This is a genomic window from Dyella sp. OK004, from assembly GCF_900114495.1.
Classification (GTDB): Bacteria; Pseudomonadota; Gammaproteobacteria; order Xanthomonadales; family Rhodanobacteraceae; genus Dyella_D.
In genome coordinates this window covers 540043-565812 of sequence record NZ_FOZI01000003.1, presented here as the reverse complement: position 1 = coordinate 565812, position 25770 = coordinate 540043, and the positions used below count along the sequence as shown (strand labels likewise).

Annotated in this window: 19 protein-coding genes and 1 tRNA gene; 13 read left to right on the top strand and 7 right to left on the bottom strand. The window is 63.0% G+C overall.

All coding sequences use genetic code 11. The features are described 5' to 3' along the window. Positions 1-56: 56 nt before the first annotated feature. The 4 genes from fdnG to fdhE are packed head-to-tail and all read left to right on the top strand — an operon-like array spanning position 57 to position 5671. Positions 57-3131 (top strand): formate dehydrogenase-N subunit alpha, encoded by a 3075-nt coding sequence (gene fdnG / locus BM338_RS14950; RefSeq protein ID WP_090452002.1) that lies wholly within the window; start codon positions 57-59, stop codon positions 3129-3131. A 10-nt stretch (positions 3132-3141) separates the two neighbouring features. After that, the gene (gene fdxH, locus BM338_RS14945) at positions 3142-4068 is read left to right on the top strand and encodes a formate dehydrogenase subunit beta (RefSeq protein ID WP_090452000.1); all 927 of its coding nucleotides are present in this window, start codon (positions 3142-3144) and stop codon (positions 4066-4068) included. Continuing rightward, positions 4065-4724: a formate dehydrogenase subunit gamma gene (locus BM338_RS14940; protein ID WP_090451998.1), complete on the top strand. Its 660-nt coding sequence runs from the start codon at positions 4065-4067 to the stop codon at positions 4722-4724. The genes fdxH and BM338_RS14940 overlap by 4 nt, the downstream gene beginning before the upstream one ends. Further along, positions 4721-5671, top strand: coding sequence for a formate dehydrogenase accessory protein FdhE (gene fdhE, locus BM338_RS14935; RefSeq protein WP_090451996.1), 951 nt, complete (start codon positions 4721-4723; stop codon positions 5669-5671). The genes BM338_RS14940 and fdhE overlap by 4 nt, the downstream gene beginning before the upstream one ends. 12 nt (positions 5672-5683) lie before the next feature. On the opposite strand, the gene BM338_RS14930 is transcribed toward fdhE, so the two are convergent. Further along, positions 5684-6736, bottom strand: coding sequence for a permease (locus tag BM338_RS14930; protein ID WP_090451994.1), 1053 nt, complete (start codon positions 6734-6736; stop codon positions 5684-5686). A gap of 478 nt (positions 6737-7214) precedes the next feature. Here BM338_RS14930 and selA point away from each other — a divergent pair, with 478 nt between their 5' ends. The 3 genes from selA to BM338_RS21645 all read left to right on the top strand — a co-directional run bounded on the left by selA (position 7215) and on the right by BM338_RS21645 (position 10680). After that, positions 7215-8639 (top strand): L-seryl-tRNA(Sec) selenium transferase, encoded by a 1425-nt coding sequence (selA, locus tag BM338_RS14925; RefSeq protein WP_343124164.1) that lies wholly within the window; start codon positions 7215-7217, stop codon positions 8637-8639. Beyond that, positions 8636-10570 (top strand): selenocysteine-specific translation elongation factor, encoded by a 1935-nt coding sequence (selB, locus tag BM338_RS14920; RefSeq protein WP_143109313.1) that lies wholly within the window; start codon positions 8636-8638, stop codon positions 10568-10570. The genes selA and selB overlap by 4 nt, the downstream gene beginning before the upstream one ends. A 14-nt stretch (positions 10571-10584) precedes the next feature. After that, positions 10585-10680, top strand: a tRNA-Sec gene (locus BM338_RS21645). Positions 10681-11305: 625 nt separating this feature from the next. On the opposite strand, the gene selD is transcribed toward BM338_RS21645, so the two are convergent. After that, on the bottom strand, positions 11306-12346 hold the full coding sequence (gene selD / locus BM338_RS14915) for a selenide, water dikinase SelD (RefSeq protein ID WP_090451990.1): 1041 nt from the start codon (positions 12344-12346) through the stop codon (positions 11306-11308). Positions 12347-12468: 122 nt separating this feature from the next. Between selD and BM338_RS14910 the strand changes: the two genes are divergently transcribed. Continuing rightward, positions 12469-12801, top strand: a complete 333-nt coding sequence (locus BM338_RS14910; protein WP_143109312.1) for a hypothetical protein — start codon at positions 12469-12471, stop codon at positions 12799-12801. A gap of 45 nt (positions 12802-12846) precedes the next feature. Here the strand turns inward: BM338_RS14910 and BM338_RS14905 are convergent, their stop codons facing one another. Continuing rightward, positions 12847-14316 (bottom strand): phytoene desaturase family protein, encoded by a 1470-nt coding sequence (locus BM338_RS14905; protein ID WP_090451986.1) that lies wholly within the window; start codon positions 14314-14316, stop codon positions 12847-12849. A 139-nt stretch (positions 14317-14455) separates the two neighbouring features. On the opposite strand from BM338_RS14905, the gene BM338_RS14900 reads away from it, so the two are divergent. Continuing rightward, positions 14456-15058 (top strand): TetR/AcrR family transcriptional regulator, encoded by a 603-nt coding sequence (locus BM338_RS14900; protein WP_255367326.1) that lies wholly within the window; start codon positions 14456-14458, stop codon positions 15056-15058. Between the two features lie 57 nt (positions 15059-15115). Here the strand turns inward: BM338_RS14900 and BM338_RS14895 are convergent, their stop codons facing one another. From BM338_RS14895 to BM338_RS14885, 3 genes are all read right to left on the bottom strand, one after another. Continuing rightward, positions 15116-16033 (bottom strand): JmjC domain-containing protein, encoded by a 918-nt coding sequence (locus tag BM338_RS14895; RefSeq protein WP_177229371.1) that lies wholly within the window; start codon positions 16031-16033, stop codon positions 15116-15118. Positions 16034-16284: 251 nt separating this feature from the next. Continuing rightward, a complete protein-coding gene (locus BM338_RS14890) occupies positions 16285-16884 on the bottom strand; it encodes a nucleotidyltransferase family protein (RefSeq protein ID WP_177229370.1) in 600 nt (199 codons plus the stop codon). After that, positions 16881-17978, bottom strand: coding sequence for an XdhC family protein (locus BM338_RS14885; RefSeq protein ID WP_177229369.1), 1098 nt, complete (start codon positions 17976-17978; stop codon positions 16881-16883). The genes BM338_RS14890 and BM338_RS14885 overlap by 4 nt, the downstream gene beginning before the upstream one ends. Before the next feature lie 245 nt (positions 17979-18223). On the opposite strand from BM338_RS14885, the gene BM338_RS14880 reads away from it, so the two are divergent. The 4 genes from BM338_RS14880 to BM338_RS14865 all read left to right on the top strand — a co-directional run bounded on the left by BM338_RS14880 (position 18224) and on the right by BM338_RS14865 (position 24853). After that, positions 18224-18703, top strand: coding sequence for a (2Fe-2S)-binding protein (locus tag BM338_RS14880; protein WP_090451978.1), 480 nt, complete (start codon positions 18224-18226; stop codon positions 18701-18703). A 62-nt stretch (positions 18704-18765) separates the two neighbouring features. Beyond that, a complete protein-coding gene (locus BM338_RS14875; RefSeq protein WP_090451976.1) occupies positions 18766-21051 on the top strand; it encodes a xanthine dehydrogenase family protein molybdopterin-binding subunit in 2286 nt (761 codons plus the stop codon). Next, the gene (locus tag BM338_RS14870; RefSeq protein WP_090451973.1) at positions 21048-22337 is read left to right on the top strand and encodes a c-type cytochrome; all 1290 of its coding nucleotides are present in this window, start codon (positions 21048-21050) and stop codon (positions 22335-22337) included. The genes BM338_RS14875 and BM338_RS14870 overlap by 4 nt, the downstream gene beginning before the upstream one ends. A 341-nt stretch (positions 22338-22678) precedes the next feature. Then, complete coding sequence (locus tag BM338_RS14865; RefSeq protein ID WP_177229368.1) at positions 22679-24853, top strand: sensor domain-containing diguanylate cyclase; 2175 nt, start codon at positions 22679-22681, stop codon at positions 24851-24853. A gap of 95 nt (positions 24854-24948) precedes the next feature. On the opposite strand, the gene BM338_RS21405 is transcribed toward BM338_RS14865, so the two are convergent. Beyond that, the gene (locus BM338_RS21405; protein ID WP_143109311.1) at positions 24949-25287 is read right to left on the bottom strand and encodes a hypothetical protein; all 339 of its coding nucleotides are present in this window, start codon (positions 25285-25287) and stop codon (positions 24949-24951) included. Between the last annotated feature and the right edge of the window lie 483 nt (positions 25288-25770).

Sequence of the window (25770 nt, the reverse complement as noted above, 5' to 3'; positions counted from 1 at the left end):
TCCACCGCCCATCCAGCGGGCGGTATGTCTAGCCAGATTTCCCGGGAGCGCAAGCGATGGCAATGACTCGCCGCGAGTTCATCAAGTTCACCGGCCTGGGCTTGGCAGCATCGAGCTTAGGCATGCTCGGCTTCGGGGCCTCCGGGGAGGCGCAAGCCGCCGCCGTGCGGCCCTTCAAGCTCACCCACGCGACTGAAACGCGCAATACCTGCACCTACTGCTCGGTCGCCTGCGGCATTCTGATCTACAGCATGGGTGACCGTGCCAAGAATGCGCGCTCCAATATCATCCATATCGAAGGCGACCCGGATCATCCGGTGAACCGCGGCACCTTGTGCCCGAAGGGCTCGGCGCTGCTCGATATCGTGCATGCGCCCACCCGCCTGAAGGCACCGCGCTACCGGCCGCCGGGTGGCACCGAGTTCAAGGAAGTCTCCTGGGACTTCGCTCTCGACCGCATCGCCACGTTGATGAAGGAAGATCGCGACAAGCACTTCATCGCGAAGAACGCCGCCGGCACCACGGTCAATCGCTGGACCAGCACCGGCATGCTGGCCGCCTCGGCATCGTCCAACGAAACCGCCTACCTCACGTGGAAGGTGGCCCGCTCGCTCGGCATGGTGGTGTTCGACAACCAGGCGCGCGTCTGACACGGACCGACGGTGGCCAGTCTGGCCCCATCATTCGGTCGCGGTGCCATGACCAACACCTGGCAGGACATCAAGAACGCCAATGTCGTCGTCGTCATGGGTGGCAATGCCGCCGAGGCGCATCCGTGCGGTTTCAAATGGGTGATCGAGGCGAAGATCGAGAACGGCGCCAAGTTGATCGTGGTCGACCCGCGCTTTACCCGCACGGCCTCGGTAGCCGACTACTACGCGCCGATCCGTCCGGGCACGGACATCGCGTTCCTCAACGGCCTGATCCGCTATCTGCTGGAGAAGGACGCCATCCAGCACGAGTACGTGCGCGCGTACACCAACGCCGGCCTGATCGTGAAGGATGGTTTCGCTTTCGCGGATGGCCTGTTCAGCGGCTACAACGAGGAAACCCATAGCTACGACAAGTCGAGCTGGGACTACGAGCTGGACAAGGATGGCTTCGCCAAGTCCGACGACACCTGGCAAGACCCGCGCTGCGTGATCAACCTGCTCAAGCAACACGTCTCCCGCTACACGCCGGAGATGGTCTCGCGCATCAGCGGCACGCCACAGGACAAGTTCCTGCACATCTGCGATCTGATCGCCGGCACGGCCGCACCGGACAAGGCCATGACCAGCCTGTTCGCGCTGGGCTGGACCCAGCATTCGGTGGGCTCGCAAAACATCCGCACCATGGCGATGGTCCAGCTGCTGCTAGGCAATATCGGTGTGGCCGGTGGTGGCATGAACGCCTTGCGCGGGCATTCCAATATCCAGGGCCTGACCGACATCGGCCTGCTTTCCAACCTGATGCCGGGCTACCTGAATCTGCCCACCGACAAGGAACCCAGCTTCGACGACTACATGAAGACGAAGCTGTACAAGCCTCTGCGCCCGGGCCAGACCAGCTACTGGCAGAACTACCGTAAGTTCGTAGTCAGCCTGCAGAAGGCGATCTACGGCGATGCCGCCACCAAGGACAACAACTGGGCCTACGACTGGCTGCCCAAGCTCGACGTACCGTTGTACGACATCATCAAAGCGTTCGAGATGATGAACAACGATCAGATGACCGGCTATATCTGCCAGGGCTTCAACCCGCTGCAGGCGTTTCCGGATCGCGGCAAGATCCGCCGTGGCCTGAGCAAGCTGAAGTTCCTGGTCACCATGGATCCGCTGGACACCGAGACCTCGCGTTTCTGGCAGGACTTCGGCCCGCAGAACCCGGCCAAGTCCACCGAGATCCAGACCGAAGTGTTCCAGCTGCCGACCACCTGCTTCGCTGAGGAAAACGGCTCGCTGGTCAATTCGGCGCGCTGGCTGCAATGGCACTGGAAGGCGGCCGATGGTCCGGGCGAAGCCCAGTCCGACATCTGGATCATGAGTGGCATCTTCCATCGCCTGCGCGAGATGTATCGCAAGGAAGGCGGCGCCTTCCCCGACCCGATCCTCAACGTGACGTGGAAGTACACCGACCCAATCAGCCCCGATCCGGAAGAGCTCGCCAAGGAAATGAACGGCCGCGCGCTGGCCGATCTCACTGATGCGACCACCGGTGCAGTGACCAAGGCCGGCACGCTGCTGGACGGCTTCGCCCAGCTGCACGATGACGGCACCACCGCCTCGGGCTGCTGGATTTTCGCGGGCTCCTTTACCGAGAAGGGCAACCAGATGGCCCGCCGCGACGCCACCGATCCGCGCGAGCAGGGCATCGCGCCGAACTGGGCATGGGCGTGGCCGGCCAACCGGCGCATTCTCTACAACCGCGCCAGCGCCGATCCGGAGGGTAAACCGTGGAACCCGGCCAAGCCGGTTATTTCCTGGAACGGCACGCGCTGGGTAGGCATCGATGTGCCCGACTACGGTCCCACCGTAAAGCCGTCCGATGGCGTTGGCCCGTTCATCATGAATGCGGAAGGCATGGGCCGCTTGTTCGCCCGCGACATGATGGCCGACGGTCCGTTCCCCGAGCACTACGAGCCGCTGGAATCGCCGGTAGAGAACGTGCTGCATCCCAAGGTAAGCGCCAATCCGGTGGCTCGCGTGTTTGCGGATGACAGGTCCGCGTTCGGCAGTCCGAAGAACTTCCCGTATGTGGCGACCACCTACCGTCTCACCGAGCACTTCCACTACTGGACCAAGCATGCACTGATCAACGCGATCCTCCAGCCGGAGGAGTTTGTCGAGATCGGTGAGGTGTTGGCCAAGGAGAAGGGCATCGAGCAGGGCGGTTGGGTGAAGGTGTCTTCCAAGCGCGGCGAGGTAGTGTGCAAGGCCTATGTGACCAAGCGCATCAAGCCGCTCACAGTCGACGGCAAGCCGACGCACGTGATCGGCGTACCGATCCATTGGGGTTTCACCGGGCAAGCCAGGAAGGGCTACGGCGCCAACACGCTGACACCGTCCGTCGGCGACGCCAATACACAGACACCTGAGTTCAAAGCATTCCTCGTCAACGTGGAAAAGACCAGCGCGCCTGTGGCGGCCTGAGGGGACAGTCATGTCAGATCTGCAATCGCAAGACTATGTCCGGCGCTCGGCGTCAACCATGACGCCTCCCATGGCGCGCAGCCACGAGGATCAGGTCGCCAAGCTGATCGATGTCAGCCGTTGCATTGGCTGCAAGGCCTGCCAGTCCGCGTGCATGGAGTGGAACGACCTGCGGCAGGACATCGGCCACTTCGAGGGGTCTTACGAGAACCCCATGGACCTGAGTCCCAATGTGTGGACTCTGATGAAATTCGCCGAGTACGAGAACGAGCAGGGCAATCTCGAGTGGCTGATCCGCAAAGACGGATGCATGCATTGCGAAGATCCGGGCTGCCTGAAGGCCTGCCCGGCGCCTGGCGCGATCGTGCAGTACGCCAACGGCATCGTCGACTTCATCAGCGACAAGTGCATCGGTTGCGGCTACTGCGAGAAAGGCTGTCCGTTCAATATCCCGCGGATCAGCAAGAAGGACCACAAGTCGTATAAGTGCACGCTTTGTTCCGACCGCGTGGCAGTCGGCATGGAGCCGGCCTGCGTGAAGGCATGTCCTACCGGCGCGATCATGTTCGGCTCCAAGGCCGACATGAAGCACCAGGCGGCGGAGCGCATCGTCGACCTGAAGTCACGCGGCTTCGAAAATGCCGGCCTTTACGACCCGCAGGAAGTCGGCGGTACGCACGTGATGTACGTGCTGCATCACGCGGACAAGCCATCGTTGTATTCGGGTCTGCCTGACAAGCCGCGGATCAGTCCGATGGTCGGTGCGTGGAAGGGCGTCATCAAGCCGCTGGCCCTGATGGGTATTGCGCTCGCCGCCCTGGGCGGCTTCTTCCACTGGATCACCGCCGGCCCGAACGAGGTGACCGAAGCGGACGAGGAAGAGGGCGAGCGCGTCCTGCGTGAAGGTGCGGCGCACGAACCGGAGAAGACATCATGACGCGCGAGAAGACCGTGATCGTCCGGTACACCACGCTGAACCGGGTCAACCACTGGATCACCGCCATCTGCTTCGTGCTGCTCGTGCTGTCGGGCCTGTCGATGTTCCACCCGATGCTGTTCTTCCTGTCCGAGCTGTTCGGTGGCGGACAGTGGGCGCGGGCAGCGCATCCATGGATCGGCATCGTGCTGCTGATCAGCTACCTCGGCCTGATCGTGCAGTTCTGGCGCGAGAATCTCGTGCACAAAGATGACGTCGAGTGGATGAAGTCGATCAAGTACGTGGTGACCAACGACGATCAACGCGTGCCACCGGTCGGCCGCAACAACGCCGGCCAGAAGATGGTGTTCTGGTCGATGACGCTGCTGATTCCGGTGCTGTTCTTCAGCGGACTGGTGATCTGGGAGGTTTACTTCGGTGCGGCCACGTCGATTCCGGTGCAGCGTGCGGCCGTGCTGATCCATAGTCTGGCGGCGATCGCGGCGATCCTCGTGTGGATTGTCCACGTGTACGCGGCGATCTGGATTCGCAACTCGGTGCGCTCGATGACCCAAGGCTATGTCACACCCGGATGGGCCTGGCGCCACCACCGCAAATGGCTGCAGGAGCTGGCTTCCGACCAGCATGACAAGTCTGTTTTCAGGAAGCGTCCGTGAAGCAGGCCGGAACACCACCCAGCGGTAAATGGACCGGTCCGTCCCACGCCGGCGTGAAGGCACCCGATCCGATCCTGCTAGCCGATCCGGCCAAACGCTTCGCGGCCACCGCGCAACGATTGCAACATCTCGCAGCGGGGCATCCGATGGATGCCTGGCTGTACTTCATGGCCTCACTGGCACAGGCTCAGCATGCGGTGGCGACGACGCTTGCTCCCGCTGCGGCGCTCACTCCGGACGCTGTGGCCCAGGCCACGGAAGCGCGCCTGCCACCACTGGCGGCGGATGGTCATCGTCGCGACGCGGCGTGGCGCGAAGGACTCACCTTGCTGCTCGATCATATGGATCGCAGCGAGCTGCCGCCCGCCGCATTGGATGCGATGGATCAATTGCGGTGCAGCGCCGCCGCCGCACTAGACAAACTGGCTGACCAATTTCTGCGTGGCGGGCTGGCCGCTGCCGATGCGGCAGCGGCTGTCTTTGTCGCCGCCGCCCTGCAGGTCTACTTCACCTGCTCAGCGGCGCGCCTCAAGGCCGAAGACCTGCGATTGCTCGAAGAACGCGGGCTCTGTCCGTGTTGCGGCTCGCCTTCGGTCGCCGGCCTGATCACGGCGAGCGGCGTAACGCCCGGCACCCGCTACCTGTACTGCTCGCTGTGCTCCGCCGCGTGGAACCACGTGCGCGCCGTGTGCATCACCTGCGGCGGCACGCGTCAGCTAGCCCTGCAAGGCATCGAAGGCGACGATGGCGTGGTCAAGGCCGAGACCTGCGGCGAATGCCATACCTATGCCAAACGGCTCTACCAGGCGCACGACATGCAGGTCGATCCGTACGCGGACGATCTCGCCTCGTTGGGCCTCGACTTGCTGGTGGCCGAGGCGGGCTTTGCCCGGCACGCACCCAATCCGTTGCTGCTGGTTGGCGAAAGCGAAGCGGTGGCCGAGTAAGGCCTGGCGGCTTCAGCGCATCCCCAGCAACGACGCGAGCGCTCCACCGAGGATCCCGAAGCCGACCACGGCCATGGCGATCACCACTAGCGTCCGCACGGGAAAGGAACGCGCCAACATCGCCAGCGACGGCAGACTCACCGCAGGCAAGGTGAGCAGCAAGGCGGCAGCCGGCCCGCCACCCAGTCCCAGGGCCAGCATCGCCTGCACGATCGGCACCTCGCCAGCCGTCGGAATCACAAACAGCATGCCGGCCAGCGCCAAGGCCGCGATCCAGAACCATTGGTCGCCGATTTCAGGCCCGATGTGGGGGAACATCCACGCGCGCATCGCACCCAGCAGCAATACGATCACCACGTATTCGGGAATCAGCCGCACCGTCATTCGCGCGAAGATCTGCATCCAGCACCGGCCCACCTCAGCCAGCGAGCGCGGCTCGGGCTCCATAGGTAACGATGCGGCCATCGCCGTCGGGCTTGGCCCCGTCAGCCGGTTGGCCAGGTAACCGAGCCCGAACACCATCGGCACACCCAGCAACAGACGCAGCAAGGTCCAGTGCCAGCCGAGCACGAAGCCGATAAATATCAGCGTCGCTGGATTCAACATCGTGTTACCGAGCCAGAACGCCATCGCTGCTCCGGGCGTCGCCTGGTGTTTGCGCAGGCCCACGACGACCGGTGCCGCGCAGCAGGTGCACATCATTCCAGGCACCGCCAACAGACCGCCGGCCAGCACACTGCCGAAGCCGCGGCCGCCGAGTACGCGCTGCACCCAGTTCACCGGCAGCAACGCCTGAATGCCCGATCCCAGCAACAAACCCAACACCATCGCCTGCCAGATCGCCTTGCCGTAAGCCAACGCGTAGCCAAACGCCGCGTTCCAGGACGGCGCCGGCGCGCTCGCCGCGTCGCCCATCAGGATGGAATGGCCGATGGAATGCTGAGCCGCAGCGACGAAGGCGCGGTCGTAGTACGGATGCCATTTCACGTAGAACAAGCCGGCGACCGCCAGCAGCAGGAACACGAACAGACGCACAGTACGCGCTGTTTGCAATGCGGCGGGCATCGTTCCCCCTTGCGAACCGTTTGGGATGTGACGGCCCTACAGGGCACGACATTGCCCGCCGGATGCCGCAGGCCGGGTGCGCTGCGGAGGGGCAAGACTTTTGAGCGAATACAACGGTGTCGAGCATGCTACGGCATTTGACCAAAGTCACCATGGTGCGAATCTAAGCTTTGCTCCTCCCCCTGCTTGCGACGCGAAGCTAGTCCCGTGGGACAGGGGGAGGCTGGAAGGGGGTTGGCTCTTGAGAAAACCTCTCCCGGACTCTGCCTCAAGTACTCAGCCCTCCCCAACCCTCCTCTGTCCCACGGGACTAGCTTCGCGTCGCGAGCAGGGGAGGGAGCGAAGCATTCACTTCAGTTGAAGATCTCTGCATACCCGCTGCCAGTTCACCTTGACCCTCACGCGCTCCGCGCCGCAGCATACGAACTACACTGAATCTCTGTCGCCGCGCGTCAGGCGATGTCACAGGATGAGCTGCATGGCCGAACCCGAGGCAACCTCGCTGCGCCACCTCCCTGCGGTTGCCGCCGTCCTGGCAACAGCCGAAGCGGCTGTGCTTTTGGAACGCCACGGCCGCGTCGCAACTACTGACGCCGTTCGGCAGGCCATCGACGAAGCGCGCGGGGTCTTGCGTACCGCACTCGCCGTAGCGCCCACCGCCACTGAAGTCGCGCAAATTGCACGGGGCCTGCTTGAAGCGCGCGCCCCCGCCCTGCGCCCGCTGTTCAATCTCACCGGCACCGTGCTGCACACCAATCTCGGCCGAGCAGTGCTTGCGGAGGCGGCCATCGATGCAGCGGTAGAAGCGATGCGTCACGCCGTGGCGCTGGAATACGACCTTGCCGACGGCACGCGCGGAGAGCGCGACGATCACCTGCGCGGCCTGCTCTGCGAATTGACCGGCGCGGAAGATGCCACCGTGGTCAACAACAACGCCGCCGCCGTACTGCTTTGCCTCAACACGTTCGCGCTCGGACGCGAGGCAGTGGTGTCGCGCGGTGAGCTGATCGAGATCGGCGGCGCGTTCCGCATGCCCGACATCATGGCGCGGGCCGGCGCACGCATGGTCGAAGTGGGTACCACCAACCGCACTCATCCTGCGGACTACCGTAACGCGATCAACACCGGCACCGGCCTCGTGCTCAAGGTGCATACCTCGAACTATCGTATCCAGGGCTTCACCGCGGAAGTCGGTGCGCGTGAGCTAGCCGCGATCGCCGATGCCTCTGGTGTGCCGTTGTTGAACGATCTGGGCTCCGGCAGCCTGGTTGATCTGTCGAATTACGGACTCGCCAAGGAACCGACCGTACGGCAGGCCGTGGAGGAGGGGGCGCGGCTGGTCACTTTTTCCGGTGACAAGCTGCTGGGCGGCCCGCAGGCTGGCTTCATCGTTGGCGATCGCGTGCTGATCGATCAGATCAATAGCAATCCGCTCAAGCGCGCGCTGCGCGTGGACAAGCTTCGCCTTGCCGCGATCGAAGCGACGTTGAATCTCTATCGTGACCCTGATCGCCTCGCCGAACGGCTGCCCACGCTGCGCTTCCTGGCGCGCGGCAAAGCGGACATTGAAGCTCAGGCACGCCGCCTGCAGCCAGCCGTGGCTGAGCGACTCGGCGACGCCTTCCTCGTAGAGGTTGGCGATTGCCTGAGCCAGATCGGCTCAGGCGCGCTGCCGCTGGATACGCTCGCCAGCTCCGCATTGATGGTTCGCGCGCGCGGTAGCCAGAAAGCGCTGGAGCATCTGGCCGCCGTGTTGCGCACGCTGCCGCGTCCGGTCATTGGCCGCGTCGCCGACGGTGCGCTGCAGCTGGATGTGCGCTGCCTTGCCGAAGCCGACGAAACACTGTTCCTGGCGAACCTCGCCGAGCTCAACACCGACGGCCTGGCTGCGCACACTCCATGATCGTTGGCACGGCGGGCCATATCGATCACGGCAAGACGTCGCTAGTTAAAGCCTTGACCGGTGTCGATGGTGACCGCCTGAAAGAAGAGAAGGCGCGAGGCATCACCATCGATCTGGGCTTCGCCTATCTTCCGCTGAAAGATGGCACCATCCTCGGCTTCATTGACGTGCCTGGGCATGAGCGTTTCGTGCACACCATGGTGGCCGGTGCCAGCGGCATCGACATCGCGCTGCTGACGGTGGCGGCCGATGACGGAGTGATGCCGCAGACCCTGGAACATCTGGCGATCCTGGATCTGCTGCACATCGGGCGCGGCCTTATCGCACTCACCAAAGCCGATCTGGTAACACCCGAACGGTTGGCCGAAGTGAGCGCGCAGATTCGCGAAGCGGCGGTGGGCACCGTGCTCGAGAGCGCCGACATTCTGCCGGTCTCTTCGACCACTGGTCTGGGCATTGATGCGCTGCGCGACCGGCTCGCTGCCGAAGCACACAGGCTGGGCGCGCGCGCCGATGATGGCCGTTTCCGCCTTGCCGTCGATCGCGTGTTTACCTTGCCGGGTATCGGCGTGGTGGTGACTGGCACCGTGCTTTCCGGCGTGGTGCACATCAAGGATCAAGTCTTGCTCAGCCCTTCGGGACTCACTGCACGCGTGCGCTCGCTGCATGCACAGAACCAACCGGTGGAGAGTGGCCGGGCAGGGGACCGTTGCGCACTCAACCTCACCGGCGAAGACATCGCCAAGGATGTGATCCATCGCGGCGACATGGTCGTCGATCCCTCACTGCACGCGCCTACCGACCGCATCGACGCGCGACTGCATCTTCTGCCCGGCGAGCCCAAGCCGATCGGCCAATGGTTTCCGGCGCGACTGCATCATGGTGCCGTCGATGTCGGCGCGCGCGTCGTCGTGCTCGAAGGTGAGCAATTGCGGCCAGGCGGCTTGGCCGACGTGCAACTGGTGTTGAGTCAGCCGATCGCCGCCGCAGCGCTCGACCGCTTCGTGCTGCGCGATGTCTCCGCCCAGCGTACAATCGGCGGCGGACAGTTTCTCGATCTGCACGCGCCTTCGCGACAACGCCGCACCGCCGAGCGCGAGGCCCAGCGCGCTGCGCTGACTAACGCCGATCCGCAGGAGGCCTTCGCCGCTTTGCTTGAGGCGCCGCCGTTCGCATGGGATCTCTCGGCTTTCGCGCGTGATCGCGTATTGTCCGCTGCCAAACTCGATGCCATCGTCGCCGCGCTCTCACCAGTCGTCTTCGGTATGGGCGAGGAACGCGTCGCGGTCAGCCAGGCACGCTGGCAAGGCTTCGTTGCCGGCCTGGTCGAATATCTCCAAACCTTCCACGCAAATAATCCGGATTTGCAAGGCGTGGGTCGGGAAAAACTGCGACTGGCGTTGCAACCCAAGCTGCCCGCTGCCGCTTTCGCGCTGGCGCTGCAGCACACCGACTTCGTGGGACACGTGGTCCGCGACGGCGCCTTCGTGCGACTCGCCAGCCATTCCCTGCAGCTGAGCCCGGAACGCGAAATGTTATGGCAGACGATCGCGCCACTGCTTGGCGGCGACATTCGCTTCCGTCCACCGCGGGTGCGCGATATCGCCGGGGTGCTTGCACGTCCGGAGCAGGACATCCGGCAGCTGCTGCTATTCGCGGCGCGATTGGGACTGGCCGACGAAGTGGCGCACGACCATTTCTTCCTGCGCGCGACCACGCACGAGATGGCGTTGATCGCCGCCGACCTTGCTTCACAGGCGGCCGACGGCCGGTTTACGGCGGCGCAATTTCGCGACCGTCTCGACAACGGTCGAAAAGTCGCGATCCAGATACTAGAATTCTTCGACCGGCAAGGCGTCACGCTCAATCACGGCACCTTGCGCAGGATCCAGGCGCGGTACCTCGACTTGTTCGGATCCGCCCCGCCATGATGACCGCGTTGAATGGAAGAGAATCGTCTCCGGTGGGGCGTCCGGACTTCAAATCCGGGTGAGGCAGCCAGACTGTCTCGGGTGGGTTCGACTCCCACTCTCTTCCGCCATTTCGTGGTGGCTCTCCAGGTTGGGTTGTCGCGGCTTGGCCGCTTATGAAGCGGGCGTCAATCGTTGGGTTTTCTCGACCTGGCCGCTTATGCAGCGGGCATTTCGGACGCCTGCCGGCGCCCGAGTCACTTTCTCTTTGCTGACCCAAAGAGAAAGTAACCAAAGAGAAATGGTCTAAAGAGCGCGGCGTGCTTCGTGGCTAAGCTTTTTCCAGTGTCAGGCGTCGAAATGGTTCTCTCACCTTCGCTCTTGCCCCCTCCCCTGCTCGCAGGGGAGAGTTGGGGAGGGGTGAGTACTTGAGAAAGCGTATCGGGAGAGGTTTTCACAAGGGCTTACCCCCTCCCGGCCTCCCCCTGCGAGCAGGGGGAGGAGAAAGGCGCGCTTAGCGGAGATTCGGCGCTAATCCAATCCAGAGGAGAGCGGAACAAGAAGAGAAACTATCCAGATGCCTGACACTGGAAAAAGCGCAGCTACAAAGCACACGGCCTGCTCTCAGGCCATTTCTCTTTGGTTACTTTCTCTTTGGGCCAGCAAAGAGAAAGTGACCCGGCTCGCGGCAGCGAGTCGGAATGCCCGCTGCATAAGCGGCCAGGTCGATACACCCCAACCGGGAGAGAGCGAAAGTCAGACCACCTCAATACCCGGCGTTCCCGCCATCGTCGCTCCGATGATGCTCGCACGCGGATAGCCTGCGGCCTCGATCATCGCGCGGATCGCTTCGGCCCGTTCCGGCTTGCAGGCCACCAGCAGGCCGCCCGAAGTTTGCGGATCGGTCAATAAGGCGCGGCGCCATTCGGGCAAGTCAGCGGGCAGGGCGACGCCATCGCCATAGCTGTTCCAGTTTCGTTTGGAAGCGCCTGTGATGTAGCCCGCTTCGGCCAAAGCTTCGGCCTGGGCGAAAAAGGGAATGCGCGCTTGCTCGATCTTCATTCGCACGCCGCTGCCGCGGGCCATTTCCATGCCATGTCCCAACAGGCCGAAACCGGTGACATCCGTGATCGCATGCACGTCCTCATCCTTGGCCAGCTCGTGGCCGATGCTGTTGAGCAACGTGGTCGAAGCCAGCATCTCCGCGTACGCATCCGCCGGCAGCGCCTCCTTCTTGAAGGCCGCCGAATAGATGCCGACACCAATGCCCTTGGTCAGGATCAGCGCATCGCCCGCTTGCGCAGCGGAGTTGCGGCGCACATGAGCAGGCGCGCACAGACCGATTGCCGCGAGACCGTAAATCGGCTCGGCCGAATCGATCGAGTGGCCGCCGGCAACGGGAATACCGGCCTCCGCACAGATCGCTTCGCCACCGGCAAGGATCGCGCGCACCGTCTCCACTTCCAGTTTGCCCAGCGGCATCCCCAGGATGGCCAAAGCCATGATCGGCTTGCCGCCCATCGCGTACACGTCGGACAGCGCATTGGCTGCGGCGATGCGACCGAAGTCATAAGGATCGTCGACCACCGGCATGAAGAAATCGGTAGTGGCGATCACGCAGGTGCGCTCATCCACCTGCCACACCGCCGCATCGTCACTGGACTCGGTGCCCACCAGGAGCTGCGCGAACGGCATCGCCGCCGGCTTGTTGGCGAGCAACTCTTGAAGCACGGAAGGCGCGAGCTTGCAGCCACAGCCGCCGCCATGGGCGAGGTCGGTCAAACGAACAGAAGTCATGCAAGCTCCTGTGAAAATACCGATGGCATGGAGGCCGGATTCCAGCGAGCATAGCGAAAAATGGCGGAACTTAAAGCTGGCTCAAAGCATTTATGCCCTGACAAAACAGAGAACCCTTAAAGATGATGAAGCATCTATTTTCTGCGTTCGTTGCAATGGCAATGGCCAGCCATATCGCAGATTCTCAAGCCACCGACTCAGTGGCCCCCAATGCCAGCTATCTCGACGGCAAGGGTAACGAGTACGCGGCCAGCATCAACCCGCATGGTGCGGTACTTAAATCGGCTGGGATAGCCATCTATCTGGGCCGCACGTGCGATGCCTATTCACCGCAATACGGCACTGGTTCCTGGGGTTGGGCCAACGGCGGTTTCCTGGTGACCTTCAAGTCGTTGACTATCGGCTTTCCGCATCAAGAGATAGAGGCTGGCAATCAGCACAAATGTGAGCTGTGAAGCGATACCATCATTCGAACCTTTGCTTGCAACGCTATGAAAGTTTCAGAGCTGGCGGCGCGCAAGCAACAGGCTTTCCACCGCCTGCAGCCCTGAGTACATCGACGTAGCTACGCCAAAGCCAGGAAAGGTGGTCTGGCCGGCCAGATACAAGCCGGGCAGGGCGGTGCGATGTGGAAAATAGGTATTGGGATTTGCGCCGGGCGCGATGCCGTAGAGAGCACCTTCATGCAGATGCCGCTCGCGCACGAAGGCCTGTGGGTCGAGCGTTCTCACAGTATCAATCTCCAGTGCCGGCAGATGGTTTCGCAACGCGGCCAGGTGTGTTTCGAGCGCATGCTCGGTCATAGCCGGCGTCCATGCCTCGGCGCGTTCGATACCCGACACCGGTGCGTACAGCTCGAGTACTGCTTTGCCGGCCGGGGCAAGGCCGGTCAGCACCTGGCTCGGCGACGTCCAGGAAAGCCAGCGCGGCGTATCGGTCGCGGCCAGATGCATGGCGCCCTGGCGATCCATATCAGGCACGTGATTGACGATGAAGGCGTTGGATGAGGCCTCGAACCGGCCACCCAGTTGTACGGCGATGGCCCGGTGCGAAAGTGGCGCCTTGCGCGCTGTGCGCCGCAAAGCAGGCGGCACTGCCGTGGATGGCAATAAGCGGTTGACCACGCTGAAGCCGGAACAGGTCGCGATGACGTCGCGCGCGGGAATGTGTTCGCCACCGGCCAGCGTAATGCCCGTCACACCCGCGCTAGCCACCTCGATTTGCACAACGTTGCAACCGTATCGCACGGACACGCCAAGCGTCAGGAGTGCGCGATGCAGCGCGGTAGTAATCGCGCCCATGCCGGTCTTCGGCAAGTGGAACCCTTCCTCCAGCAAGGCCAGCAGGCCGATCAGCTGGGAAGAAGGCAAGCGCCCCGGTGCCGTACCGGTGTAAAGCAACGTGGAGGCAACCGCCGCTTGCAATGCAGGGTCCGGGAAATAACGAGCGATAAGTCGATCTGCCCGGCCGCCCAGCTCCGGCAGATAACGCCAGAGTTGAGCCAGTGTCCGCGGCAGGGAAGGCTCGAACGGCAGGACACCGTCAAGCAGACGGCGGTAAATGGGTTGCCAGTTGCTTTGCAGCTTGTGTAGGCCATCGCGCAACAGTGCGGTGCGCGCCGATGCCCGGTGCCCCTCCATCCGCGCCGTGTCGAGCGCACCCAGGTGCACAACCGTGCCATCGTCGAGATGCGTCTCGTGCGGATGCTCGATAGACACCAGCGGCACCTCTACATCGAAATTCAGCCCCAGCTGATCAAAGGCTCTGCGAAGCAGCGAAGGCACGGCCACATAGACGGCGCCGTTGTTGAACGTGTAGCCATTGATCTCGTTGGTAGAGCAACAACCACCCAGGCTATCGGCAGCTTCCAGCACCACCACCTCACGGCCAGCACGAGCCAGTGCAAGCGCAGCGGAAAGGCCGGACAGGCCGGTGCCGATCACGATGACGGGAGGATGGCTGCCAGGCATGGAGGACTCTCGCGGAAGGATGGTGATGGCAGGCGCGCACGCGCCACCAGCGGCCGTTTCTGCCGTGGCGTGGTAAGCTGGCCCAACACATAATTGAACAATGTCTAATTATGAGCATTGTTCAACACAAGGCCCTGGCATGTCTACATCCACCCGCACCCATCGCAAGCGCGTCCGCACTCGTGAACATCTGTCCGCGGTGGCGCTGACCCTGTTTGAGAAGTTGGGTTACGAGGCCGTCACCATGGAGCAGATCGCCGCTGAAGCGGACGTCGCACGCGGCACGCTGTACAACCACTTTCCGGTCAAAGAGGCGGCACTCGTGCACGCCCTGCACCAGCAATTGGCCAGCGATCTCGGGCCCTTGCTGCACAAGGCCATGGCACGCCGCAGCGTGCAGGCGAGACTGACCGGGGTATTGGATGCCTCGGCGCAATGGTGGGAGGCGCACCGCGACTATGCAGCGCCCTACATCCGCTACCGCTTCCAGGCGGTCGGCGACGGGCAGGCCGGGCAGGGCGACTCCGACATGCTGACGCTGTATGCGCAGTTGATCGAACAGGCGCAAGCGAAAGGCGAAATCCGCAACGATATCGCTCCGCTCCTGTTATCCAGCCACCTGCATTTCCTTTATCTGGGTGCGGTATTGCGCTGGCTGGATCATGGCGAGGCTAGCTTGCGCGACGAGCTTGCCCAGGCGCTGGCGTTCTTCATGGCCGGCGCAAGTGCGCCGAAGTGCTGAGCTTCGCCACGCCTTTCATCTGAAATGATCCGCCAGGCGCGACGCCGGAATGATGCTTCAGTCCGCCACTGCGTACGCGCTTTTATGTAGCAGGGACGGACAGGCTGGCGGATGTCCGCCGGGTCCTCTGCATACGATGATGGCCGAAGCGGCGGCGAGTGCCGCATGATCGAAGATGTTGTTTCTGCCGAAAGCGGGTGGAGTAATGCCCATGCGGTTAAGCATCTCCCGCATGACGTGTATTTTTGCAATCCGGCGGGTAGCGTCGGTGTTGTAGGTAAAGCTGATTGTGGTGGATGCCTCGTTGCTTGTCTCGACCATATGCGGGCTGGTCAGCGGCATGTAGACACCCGTGCCGGGCTTCAATACGAAAGCATGGGCGCGGTCGCGAAACTCTTCATGCCATACGGTGCGGCTCAGGTCGTGACGCATGTGGAAGCAATCGCGTGCGCGATCGCTGACCACTACCGTGTCATCGGGATCCCACACATATATCGTCTTGGTGCCGCGCACCTGCAGCAGCACCACGTGGCTCCGGTCGATATGAAAGGGTGTGGCGGTGCGGGGTGAGGCGGAGAAGATCCAGCCGGCGCGGTAGTACAAGCCGGGATCCTTGCGCTCGATCTGCGACCGAATGGAGTTGATGACGAAGTCGACCAGCTCCTGGTAAAGCGGATCGGCCTGAATGTGCCGTAGCAGTACCCATGCATTGGCGTTGGCGATATCCCTAAGTGAATCCACCGCCGACTGGCCGCTCGGAAAGAGGCTCGCTGCGTCATCGAAGTTGGTACCAGCGCTCACGTTGCTACTGAAGGAATACCAGCGGCTCGTTCCTCGGCAACGCTTTCCCAGCGCCACCAGTTGATCGGATTGCAGCAGCGGGTGTTCCGTCAGCGTGTGCGTCAACGGCTGGATGCGCCAGGGATCGAATGCATCCCAATCCATATCGATAACGGATACAGCTTTGGCGTTCATGGCGGCCATCAGACCCCTTGGGGGCCGTGTTTCGCTTGTGAACCCATGCCCCCTTTTCGCCTTCTCTTATACGCCGACTTTTCAGACTTCGGGCATGTGCAAAAGCAATACCCCGCGAAAGAAATCATGCTCGAATTCTTGCCCTTCGCCGGCGTCGCAAGAGTTTGCCAGTGGCTCGAAAATCTTGTCGCCGAACCATGCCTAGGCGGGGTTCGGAGAGGTCGCGCGGGGCATCAACTGACGGCGCGCGCTTATGGCGACCACGCTGCGTAATCCGCCGGCGTATCAATGTCTAAAGCGGCCGATGGCAGGTCGTAGGCATCGACGCAGGTGGCGTGATGTTTCAGTAGCAAACGTGCGCCATGCGGGCCACGGAGCGCCATCAATTCGTCGAAGATGGTGCGGGGGAAGATGCAGGGCGGACCGAGGTGGTCTTCGTAGCGGGCGGCCAGAATGCGTTCCGGAGCGGAAGCGTGTGCTTCGAGCATGCCGCGCAAGTCTGCAGCGGTGATGGCGGGCTGATCCGCCAGCAGCACAAGTACGGCCTGCAGTGACGCTGCCTGTGCTGCAGCAGCGGTGACGCCGAACGCCAGCGAGGTTCCCATGCCGGAGGTCCAGTCCGGGTTGTCAGCCCGATGGACGGCCAAGCCGTCAAGGCTGCGCGCCACCGCGTCGCCATAGGCACCGGTGACCACCACGACCGGCGACAGTCCCGCCTCCAGGGCGGCCATGGCGACAAGCCGCACCATGGGCATACCCTTGATTGGCAGGGTTTGCTTGGCTGCTCCAAACCGGCTGGCGTTGCCGGCTGCAAGCACCACGGCGCCGATGTGCAGGTCGCTGCCGTTCACGGGTGGATGGGCATTTGCGAGTGAGTTAGTGGACCGCCGCTTCGCCCGTTGCGTGTCGCCAGGATTTCCGCGGCGACCGCCAGGGCGATTTCCTGCGGCGTTTCCGAACCCACGTCCAATCCCGCCGGCATGTGCAAGCGCGGATGGCCGTGGGGTAAAGCTCCCTGTATCTGCGCGGCGCGCTGGCGTGACCCGATGACGCCGAGATAGCTCACTGGCGTGTCCAGCAACGCCTCCAGGTAACCCAGGTCGCGCTCAAGGCGATGAGTCATCACGACCGCGGACGTCAGGTGGTCCAGCACCACCTGAGTCGCCAATGCCTGGGGGGAGGCGGCGATGTGCCGGATGCCGTTACTTGTTTCCGTAGTTGTCTGCGCCGGATCGACCAGCGTCGTTTGCCAGCCCAGCTGCACGGACAACTCAGCAAGCACGCGCGCGCTGACGCCGTCGCCCACGATGACCAGTGCATGTGGTGGCAGCAGCGACTCAACCAGTACTTCATAGCTCCGGCCGTCCACCGACATGCGCCGCGTGGCCGCCTTTGGCATGCTGGCATCGATCGTCGGCAGCGCGGCAGCAATCTGCTGCCGCAATGCATCGACTTCGATATCACTCCATGTAACGCCTTCGCCTTGCACCAGGCGCTGCGGTCTGGGCCCGAGCACGTCGCCATCGGCTGCGTAGACGGTCGCCATGGCACCTGGCAAACGACGCGATCGCAATTGCGCGATGGCATCGAGGAACTGCAGGTCACGCGGCACCTGCAACGGCTCGATAAGCACTTCCAGTTCGCCGCCGCAGCCGGTTTCGATCATCACGTCGTAATTTGCCTCGCGGCCATACGCGACGAGCGCCGGTTGGCCGCTGTCGATCACTTGCTGTGCGCGCCATGCAATGTCGCGCTGCGGACAGCCGCCGGAGAGCTCGCAGATCAGCCGCCCGTCACGCAGCACCAGCATGCTGGCACCAGCGCGACGGAAGGTGGAGCCCCGCGTCTGGGTAATGGTGGCCAATGCCGCGCCGTCATGGCTGTGTTCCAAGTTGAGCGCCAGGGCGGCGCGATATAGCGGATCAAACTCTTGGGCGACGTTCATGAGTCGATGTTCTGCCATAACGGCCCGTCAAAGCCAGCGACAGGCGCACTTCACCAGCAGGGCCTTGGTTGCCGCCACATCTTCACTTGTCTTTTCGTTCCCGAAGAGGAAGATTTGGCGCTGTCTTCACGGGTAGGCGGTGACCCGCCCGATGGCGACAGCGCGCACATGGCTGCTGGCATGCTTCGACGGGTCGTTGATCCTGGCGCGTGCTGTGACAACAACGCTTTGCCAGGGAGCTCCGCATGATCGTCCTTACCATCAACGGCCAGGAAACCCAGGTCGACGTACCCGATGACATGCCCCTGTTATGGGTGCTGCGCGACGTCATCGGCCTGACCGGCACCAAGTTCGGCTGCGGCATCGCCCAATGCGGCGCCTGCACTGTGCATCTCGACGGCCAAGCGGTGCGTTCCTGCGTGCTGCCGGTGGCCGGTGCGGTCGGCAAGAAAGTCACCACCATCGAAGGTGTCAGCGGCACCGATCTCGGCAAGAAGGTGCAGCAGGCCTGGCTGGGTATCGAAGTGGCGCAGTGCGGTTACTGCCAGACAGGGCAGATCATGGCGGCCACCGCCTTGCTCGCACAGAAGCCCACGCCCACCGACGCGGACATCGACACGGCCATGTCCGGCAACCTCTGCCGATGCGGCACCTATGTACGCATCCGCGCGGCCATCAAGCAGGCCGCCACGGGACAGATGACCCTGCCGCAAACCATCGCCTGAGTGAGTGGCCGGCATCTTCGCGGATGCCATCACATGTATCGGATACCGATCGAGAGGATGTCATGACCCATCGCACACACCCCGCTGAGGCCGATACCGATTTGCTGGACCCATCCCGCCGCGAGTTGCTGAAGCGTGGTGGCCTGGTGGTGGCTTTCATGTGGCTGGGCGGCGCCAGTCGCGTATGGGGATTGGCGGACAGCGCCCGCATCGACGCGGGCCATCCGCAGTTCGCGCCCAACGCGTATGTGCGCATCGGCAACGATGGCAGCGTGCAATTGGTGATGCCAAGCATCGAGATGGGGCAGGGCGCCTATACCGGCCAAGCCACCTTACTGGCCGAAGAACTGGACGTAGGCCTCGACCAGATCACCGTCGAACATGCGCCGGCCAACCGCAAGCTCTACGCCAACCCCTTGCTAGGCGAACAGGCGACGGGCGGCTCCACCACCATCCGCTATTGCTGGACCACCCTGCGCAATGCCGGCGCCGCGGCTCGCTCCATGTTGGTGAGCGCGGCCGCCCAACGCTGGAAGGTGGATGCGTCGCAATGCACGGCGTCGCGCGGCTTGGTCACTCATGCGCCGACCGGGCGCACGCTGCGCTACGCCGAACTGGCCGACGCGGCGGCGAAATTGCTACCGCCCGATAAGGCGCCGCTGAAAGACCCCAGTGATTTCCAGCTCATCGGCAAACCGATGCGTCGCGTGGATACGCCAGGGAAAGTGGATGGCACGCTGCCTTTCGGCATCGACATCCGCGTGCCCGGCATGAAGGTCGCCACCGTGCAGGCCTGTCCTACGCTTGGCGGGCGCGTGGGTGCGGTGGATGACACCCGCGCGCGCGCCATCCCCGGCGTGCTCAAGGTGGTGAAACTGGACAGCGCTGTCGCCGTAATCGGCGAACACTTCTGGGCGGCGAAGCAGGGGCTCGAAGCGTTGGACATCACCTGGAATCGCGGCGCGAATGCCAACTTCACCACGGAACAACTGTTCCAGGACATGGCGCATGCCTCCGAGCACGGCACACCCATCATGGGGCGCGAGGTCGGGCATGTCGACGGCGTGAGCGGCAAGGCGATCTCGGCCACGTATCAGTTGCCGATGCTGGCGCATACCACCATGGAACCGCTCAACACCGTGGTGCATGTGCGCCCCGATGCCTGCGAAATCTGGGTAGGCACACAGGTGCCCGCGCGCTGCGTCGACGTCGCCACCAAGATCACCGGCTTGCCGGCTGAGCGCATCATGGTGCACAACCAGTACATGGGCGGCGGCTTCGGGCGGCGCCTGTTCGAGGATTCGGTGGAGCAGGCCGTCGCCATCGCCAAGCAGGCGGACTATCCGGTGAAGGTGATCTGGACGCGCGAGGAAGACATCGCCCAGGATCGCTATCGCCCCGCCTATTACGACCGCATCTCGGCCACGCTCGATGGCCAGGGCCAACCGGTGGCCTGGACCCATCGCACGACGGGCGCCTCGGTGATGGCGGTGTTTGCGCCCGGCGCCATGGGCAAGAACGGCCTCGATCCGGACCTGGTGGAATGCGCTGCCGATCTCCCCTATGCCATACCCAACATGCGCGTGGACTGGGTGCGTCATGACATGCCTGCGGGCGTTCCGGTTGGCTGGTGGCGTGGCGTCGGCCCCACGCACAACGTCTTCGTGGTCGAGAGCTTCGTGGACGAGCTTGCTCATGCTGCTGGCAAAGACCCCGTGGCCTATCGACGCGACATGCTCGGCGACAATCCACGCGCGCGTGCCGTGCTGGAGCTGGCCGTGCAGAAGGCAGGATGGGGCCAGGGCGCATTGCCTGCGCGGCACGGACGCGGTATCGCCCTGGCCGCGCCGTTCGGCAGTTATCTCTGCGTGGTGATGGATGTGGAGGTGTCGCCGCAAGGCGAGATCCGCATGAAGCGCGCGGTGGCGGCTGTCGACTGCGGCACCGTGATCAACCCCAATACTGTGGAAGCGCAGATTCAGGGCGGCCTCGTGTTCGGCTGGAGCGCGGCGCTCTACAGCGGCATTACGCTGAAGGGCGGCGCCGTGGAGCAGCGCAACTTCAACGATTACCGCGTGCTGCGCCTCAACGAGACGCCACCGATCGAGGTCTATATCGTGCCGAGCAAGGAGCAGCCTGGCGGCATCGGTGAAACCGGCACGGTGATGGCTATGCCCAGCCTGACCAATGCCATCTTCGCCGCGACCGGCGTCCGTCTCAGAACGTTGCCGATCGATACCACCGCACTGGTGCAGGACAAGAATGCGCTGAAGGCCGTGATGTCGGCCGTGAGCGAGCCGGCGGACATCGTTGGCGACGTCGCCGCAAAAGCGAGGAGCCTCGCATGAAAATCGGACGCCTCATCGGCCGGCTCGTGGCCCTGATTCTGCTGGTGGTGATCGGTTTCAGTGCCTACGCCTTGCTTACCGTACGTCACAGTGGCGACGAAACCGCGACCCAGCCGACGGTCGCCGGCGCACCGGCCGAGCTCACGACACCACAGGCGCGCGGCGAATACCTCACGCGCGCCGCCGATTGCGCGGCCTGCCACACCGTGCCCGGTGGGCAGGCCTTCGCCGGTGGCGTGGCCTTCAAGCTGCCGATGGGCACGATCTATTCCACCAATATCACCGCCGACAAGGACACCGGCATCGGTACGTGGAGCGACGACGAGTTCGTGCGCGCGATGCATGCGGGTGTCAACAAAGAAGGCCAGCCGCTGTATCCGGCGTTTCCCTATACGTCGTACACGGCGCTCAGCCGCGATGACATTCTTGCGATCAAGGCGTATCTGTTTAGCCTTCCGGCCATCCATGCGCCGGCTCGCACGAATGAGCTGTCCTTTCCCTACAACCAGCGTTGGGCGATCAGCCTATGGAATGCGGCGTTCCTGAAAAAGCAGCGTTTCCAGCCGGAGCAGGGCAAGTCTGAAGCCTGGAATCGTGGCGCCTACCTGGCAACGGCGTTGGGGCATTGCGATGAATGCCACACGCCAAGGAATGCTGCTTTTGCGTTGAAGACCGGCCAGGCGCTGGCCGGCACCGAGCTGCAGGGCTGGAAGGCCTACAACATCACGCCGGACAAGGATCACGGCATTGGCTCCTGGACCGATCAGGAGCTGGCCAGTTATTTATCCAAGGGACATGCCGCCGGGCGGGGCACTGCGTCTGGCCCGATGGGCGAGGTCGTGGAGAACAGCCTGCAATACCTGACGCCTTCCGATATCTCGGCGCTGGTCGCCTACCTACGCGAGGTGAAGCCGCAGGCGGGCGGCATATCCGTACCACCCGCCGCCGCAACGGGCAGCGCACCGGTGGCGTCCACCGCGGGCCTGGGCGAACAACTCTTCGTTGGCGCATGCGCGGGTTGCCATCTCGATAGCGGGCAGGGGCGCCAGACCGATTACGCCTCGCTCACCGGCACGCGTTCCGTGCGCGATCCTCATGCCACCAATCTCACCCAGGTGATCCTGCATGGATCGCAGCTGCACGTAAGTGGGCAGCGCATCTTCATGCCATCGTTCGGGCACGCCTATACCGATGCTGAGATCGCCGCACTATCCAACTACGTAGTCAGCCACTTTGGCGGGCAGCAGGGCACGCTTAGCGCGGCAGAGGTGGCGCAGCGCCGGTGATGTGTTCTGCGTAGCCCGCTCCGAACTCGAACCGCTCCTGGTCAAAGGCGCGCTAGTCGCAACTCGCTTCACACAAACGCTTCACCCGCGCGATCGATCCGTGAATGAAAGTCGCGTCGCGAGCAGGGGGAGGAGAAAAGCGCGCCTAGCTGAGACTCGACGCTAATCAGGTATTGGCAAGCACATCATTGCGGGCTGACAGAAGAGCCGCGCGGGTCAGGCTGCCGCCGCAGCGCTCATACGCCAAGCGCGTCAATTTCTTGACACGCCGATGTGCGCCATGTCCGGGCATGCTGGCCCGAACTATGCATAGTGTTCCCCGGGTGTTGACGGGGAAGGTTATGAACCGGCGAATTTCCGAAGAACCAAGGTTCAAGCACCACACGCTTCTATGGGAGGCGCTGGGGTTGTTTGCCGCGATCTTTGCCGTGACCAGCTACTCGCTGGTGCTGACTAGCGCAACCAGTAGCGTGGTATCCATCTGGATCGCCAACGGAGTGGTGGTCGGCTCCCTTTTGCGCGTTTCAGGCAAGAAATGGCCTGTCTACCTGGCGGTCTCTTTAATCGCCTACCTGGCTGGCAAGGGACTGCAGAGGGCGCCGCTGCTACCCAGCCTGGCCCTGGGCCTCATCAATGGCCTGGAAACGCTGATCGTCGCCTTCGCGGTGCGCCGCGCATTCCCGCGCATTGCCGACGACACCACCTTCCTGCGCCTGGGCCGGGTGGCGTTGAGCTCGACCTTGGTCGCCAGTGCGGTCTCCGCGCTCCTGGCGGCAGGGGTTATCGCGGCGACGCACAAAGGCAGCTACTGGCCTACGGTCGACTGGTGGTTCCGCGCCCATGTCCTGGGCATGGTGATTGTGGCGACGGCGACTCTAGTGGTGCTGACGCAGCGGAGCCGTATGCTCGGCAACCCAGGGCACCGCATCGCATTCTTCCGGGATATGACGCTGGTCGCTGTGACGACCATCGGGGTATTTGTCCAATCGCGATATCCGCTGCTCTTCCTGGTCTTTGCGCCCTTGCTCTTCGCGGTGTTTCGCCATCACTTCCCTGGGCTGGTGGTTGGCGTTTTGATGGTCGCATTGATCACCAATGTGGCTACCGCCATGGGCACGGGGCCATTCGATCTCATGGTCAACGCCAGCCCGAATGCGCACGCGTTGCTGGCGCAGGTCTATCTCGGCGTGATTTGCCTGATCACGGTGCCCGTTGCGCTCACGCTGGCCGATCGTCGGCGGCTGGAGCAGCAAATTCGTGACAGCGAAATTCGTTATCGCCTGCTGGCGGATTACGCGAGCGACCTGGTCATGCGCATTTGCCGTAACGGTGAGCGACGCTATGTGTCACCTTCCATCAAAGATTTGCTGGGCTGGGAGGTGGCGGACTTCATGAAGCCTCACCCGGAACTCATTCACCCGGACGATCGGGAGCGGGTAGCCACAGCCGTCGCCGAGCTGTGGGCGTCGGGTAAATCCTCCCTGACCCAGTATCGCCTGCAGCATCGCGACGGGCACTATGTCTGGATCGAGGCCTTAGTACGCATAGCGCCAAGCCCTGACAACCCGGCCGAGTCGGAGCTGATCTACACCGGGCGTGACGTTACCGAGAGTGTGCTCGCCGAACAGGCGCTGGCTGACAGCGAGAAGCGGTTGCGCACCATCACGGACAATATTCCGGCTGTTATTGCGCATGTAGATTCCGCGGAACGCTACACCTTCATCAATGCGTACGTTCAAAAGGTCTCCGGCCAGAAGCCTCAGGACATCATCGGCCGTACCGTTCGAGAGGTTCGGGGTGCGGCTCTCTATGAGCGCTTTTACGCTCATATCGCCTGTGCGCTCGCCGGCGGAGAGGCCACCTTCTCCTACGAAATGGAAGGGAGCGATGGCCAGAACCATTACCTGCAAACCACGTATCTTCCGGCGATGTCGGCGGCGGGCGAGCGCACCGGATTCTATGCGCTGACCACCGACATCACCGACATCAAACGCGCCGAACAAGAGCTGGCCTACCTGGCCCACTACGACGCGCTTACCGGGCTCGCGAATAGGCGCTATTTCGTCGACTGTCTTCACCTGGCGCTTGAGCGCGCACGGGCTGCACGCTTTCCCTTGATGTTGCTGATCATCGATGTCGATCATTTCAAATCCATCAATGACAGCTATGGGCACGGCACGGGTGATGCGGTGCTCCGGGAAATCGCGCATCGACTCAAGAGCGTGACCCGCAAATCGGATGTGGTGGCGCGCCTGGGAGGCGATGAGTTCGTCATTCTATGCAATGACGTGGATGCCACCTATGCGGCCGAGGCCTTGGCGAAGAAGATTACCGATGCCATGTCCGAGCCAGTTCTACTGGACTCAGCCAGACTGGATGTCACCTTGAGCATCGGGGCGGCATTGTGCCGCGACGTAGGATCCGAGGACGAACTGATGCAACGCGCCGATGTGGCGCTCTATCGGGCCAAGGAGGCGGGGAGAGCGTGCTATGAGCTGGCGGTCAGCGGCTTATAGGCGTGCCAGCTGGGAAGGGGCGCTCCAAGCAACCAGCCACCCAGGTGCGACACACCGTGCTCATAACGCGATGTGTCGCGGGTGATCATTGGCCGCTAGTCGTCTGTCACTTTCCCTTGCTTAACTTTCCTGGCGTACTGCTTCAGAAAGTGAACCGCGACGAGTAATCCGCCGCTGCATTCCAGCGTCAGTGGATCGTACGTCGCTTCAGCCGGATTGCTGTGATCTTGCACACCACGAAGTTTCTCATTGCGTGCAAGCACACACGTGACCGCGTCCACCGCAATGGCGATGCCGGTGAGCTTGATGGATCGGCGCTTGCGCGCCCCTCTCGTCGCGCCTGTGGAAGGGCGCGAGCGGTCGCGTGGAGCGGTGGATTTTTCGTCGGGGGGATCCGACAGGCGAACAGGTGCCGTATGATCGGGCGTAGCCACAATCAACTCCTATCTAGTTGGTTTGGTTAGCGGGTCGTGTGAGGTCCAACGCTCCCACGATCCGCGCTTCTTCCACAGCATCGCTGCCATGGTCACCGACGTAGCCCTTTCAGAGACGGCGTCGGTGACTGACCGAACGTAGCAAAGGATGCATCGCGCGTCTGTCAGGGTTTTCTTCGTCGCGGTGTCGCGATGATGTCGGCGCGTTGAGCGAGCCTGATCGAAGCTCCGATGGCGCTCCTCCCCCTGCGAGCAGGGGGAGGCTGGGAGGGGGTAAGCCCTTAAGAAAACCTCCCCCGATGCTCTTCCTTAAGTACTCACCCCTCCCCAACCCTCCCCTGTCCCACGGGACTAGCTTCGCGTCGCGAGCAGGGGAGGGAGCCCACCATTCACGTCGCTGAGACTCATTGCTAATCGGAGGGCGCAACAAGGCAACCGTGCGGCACTGCGCAATATCCCCACGCGCCGATTCTTCTTATAGTC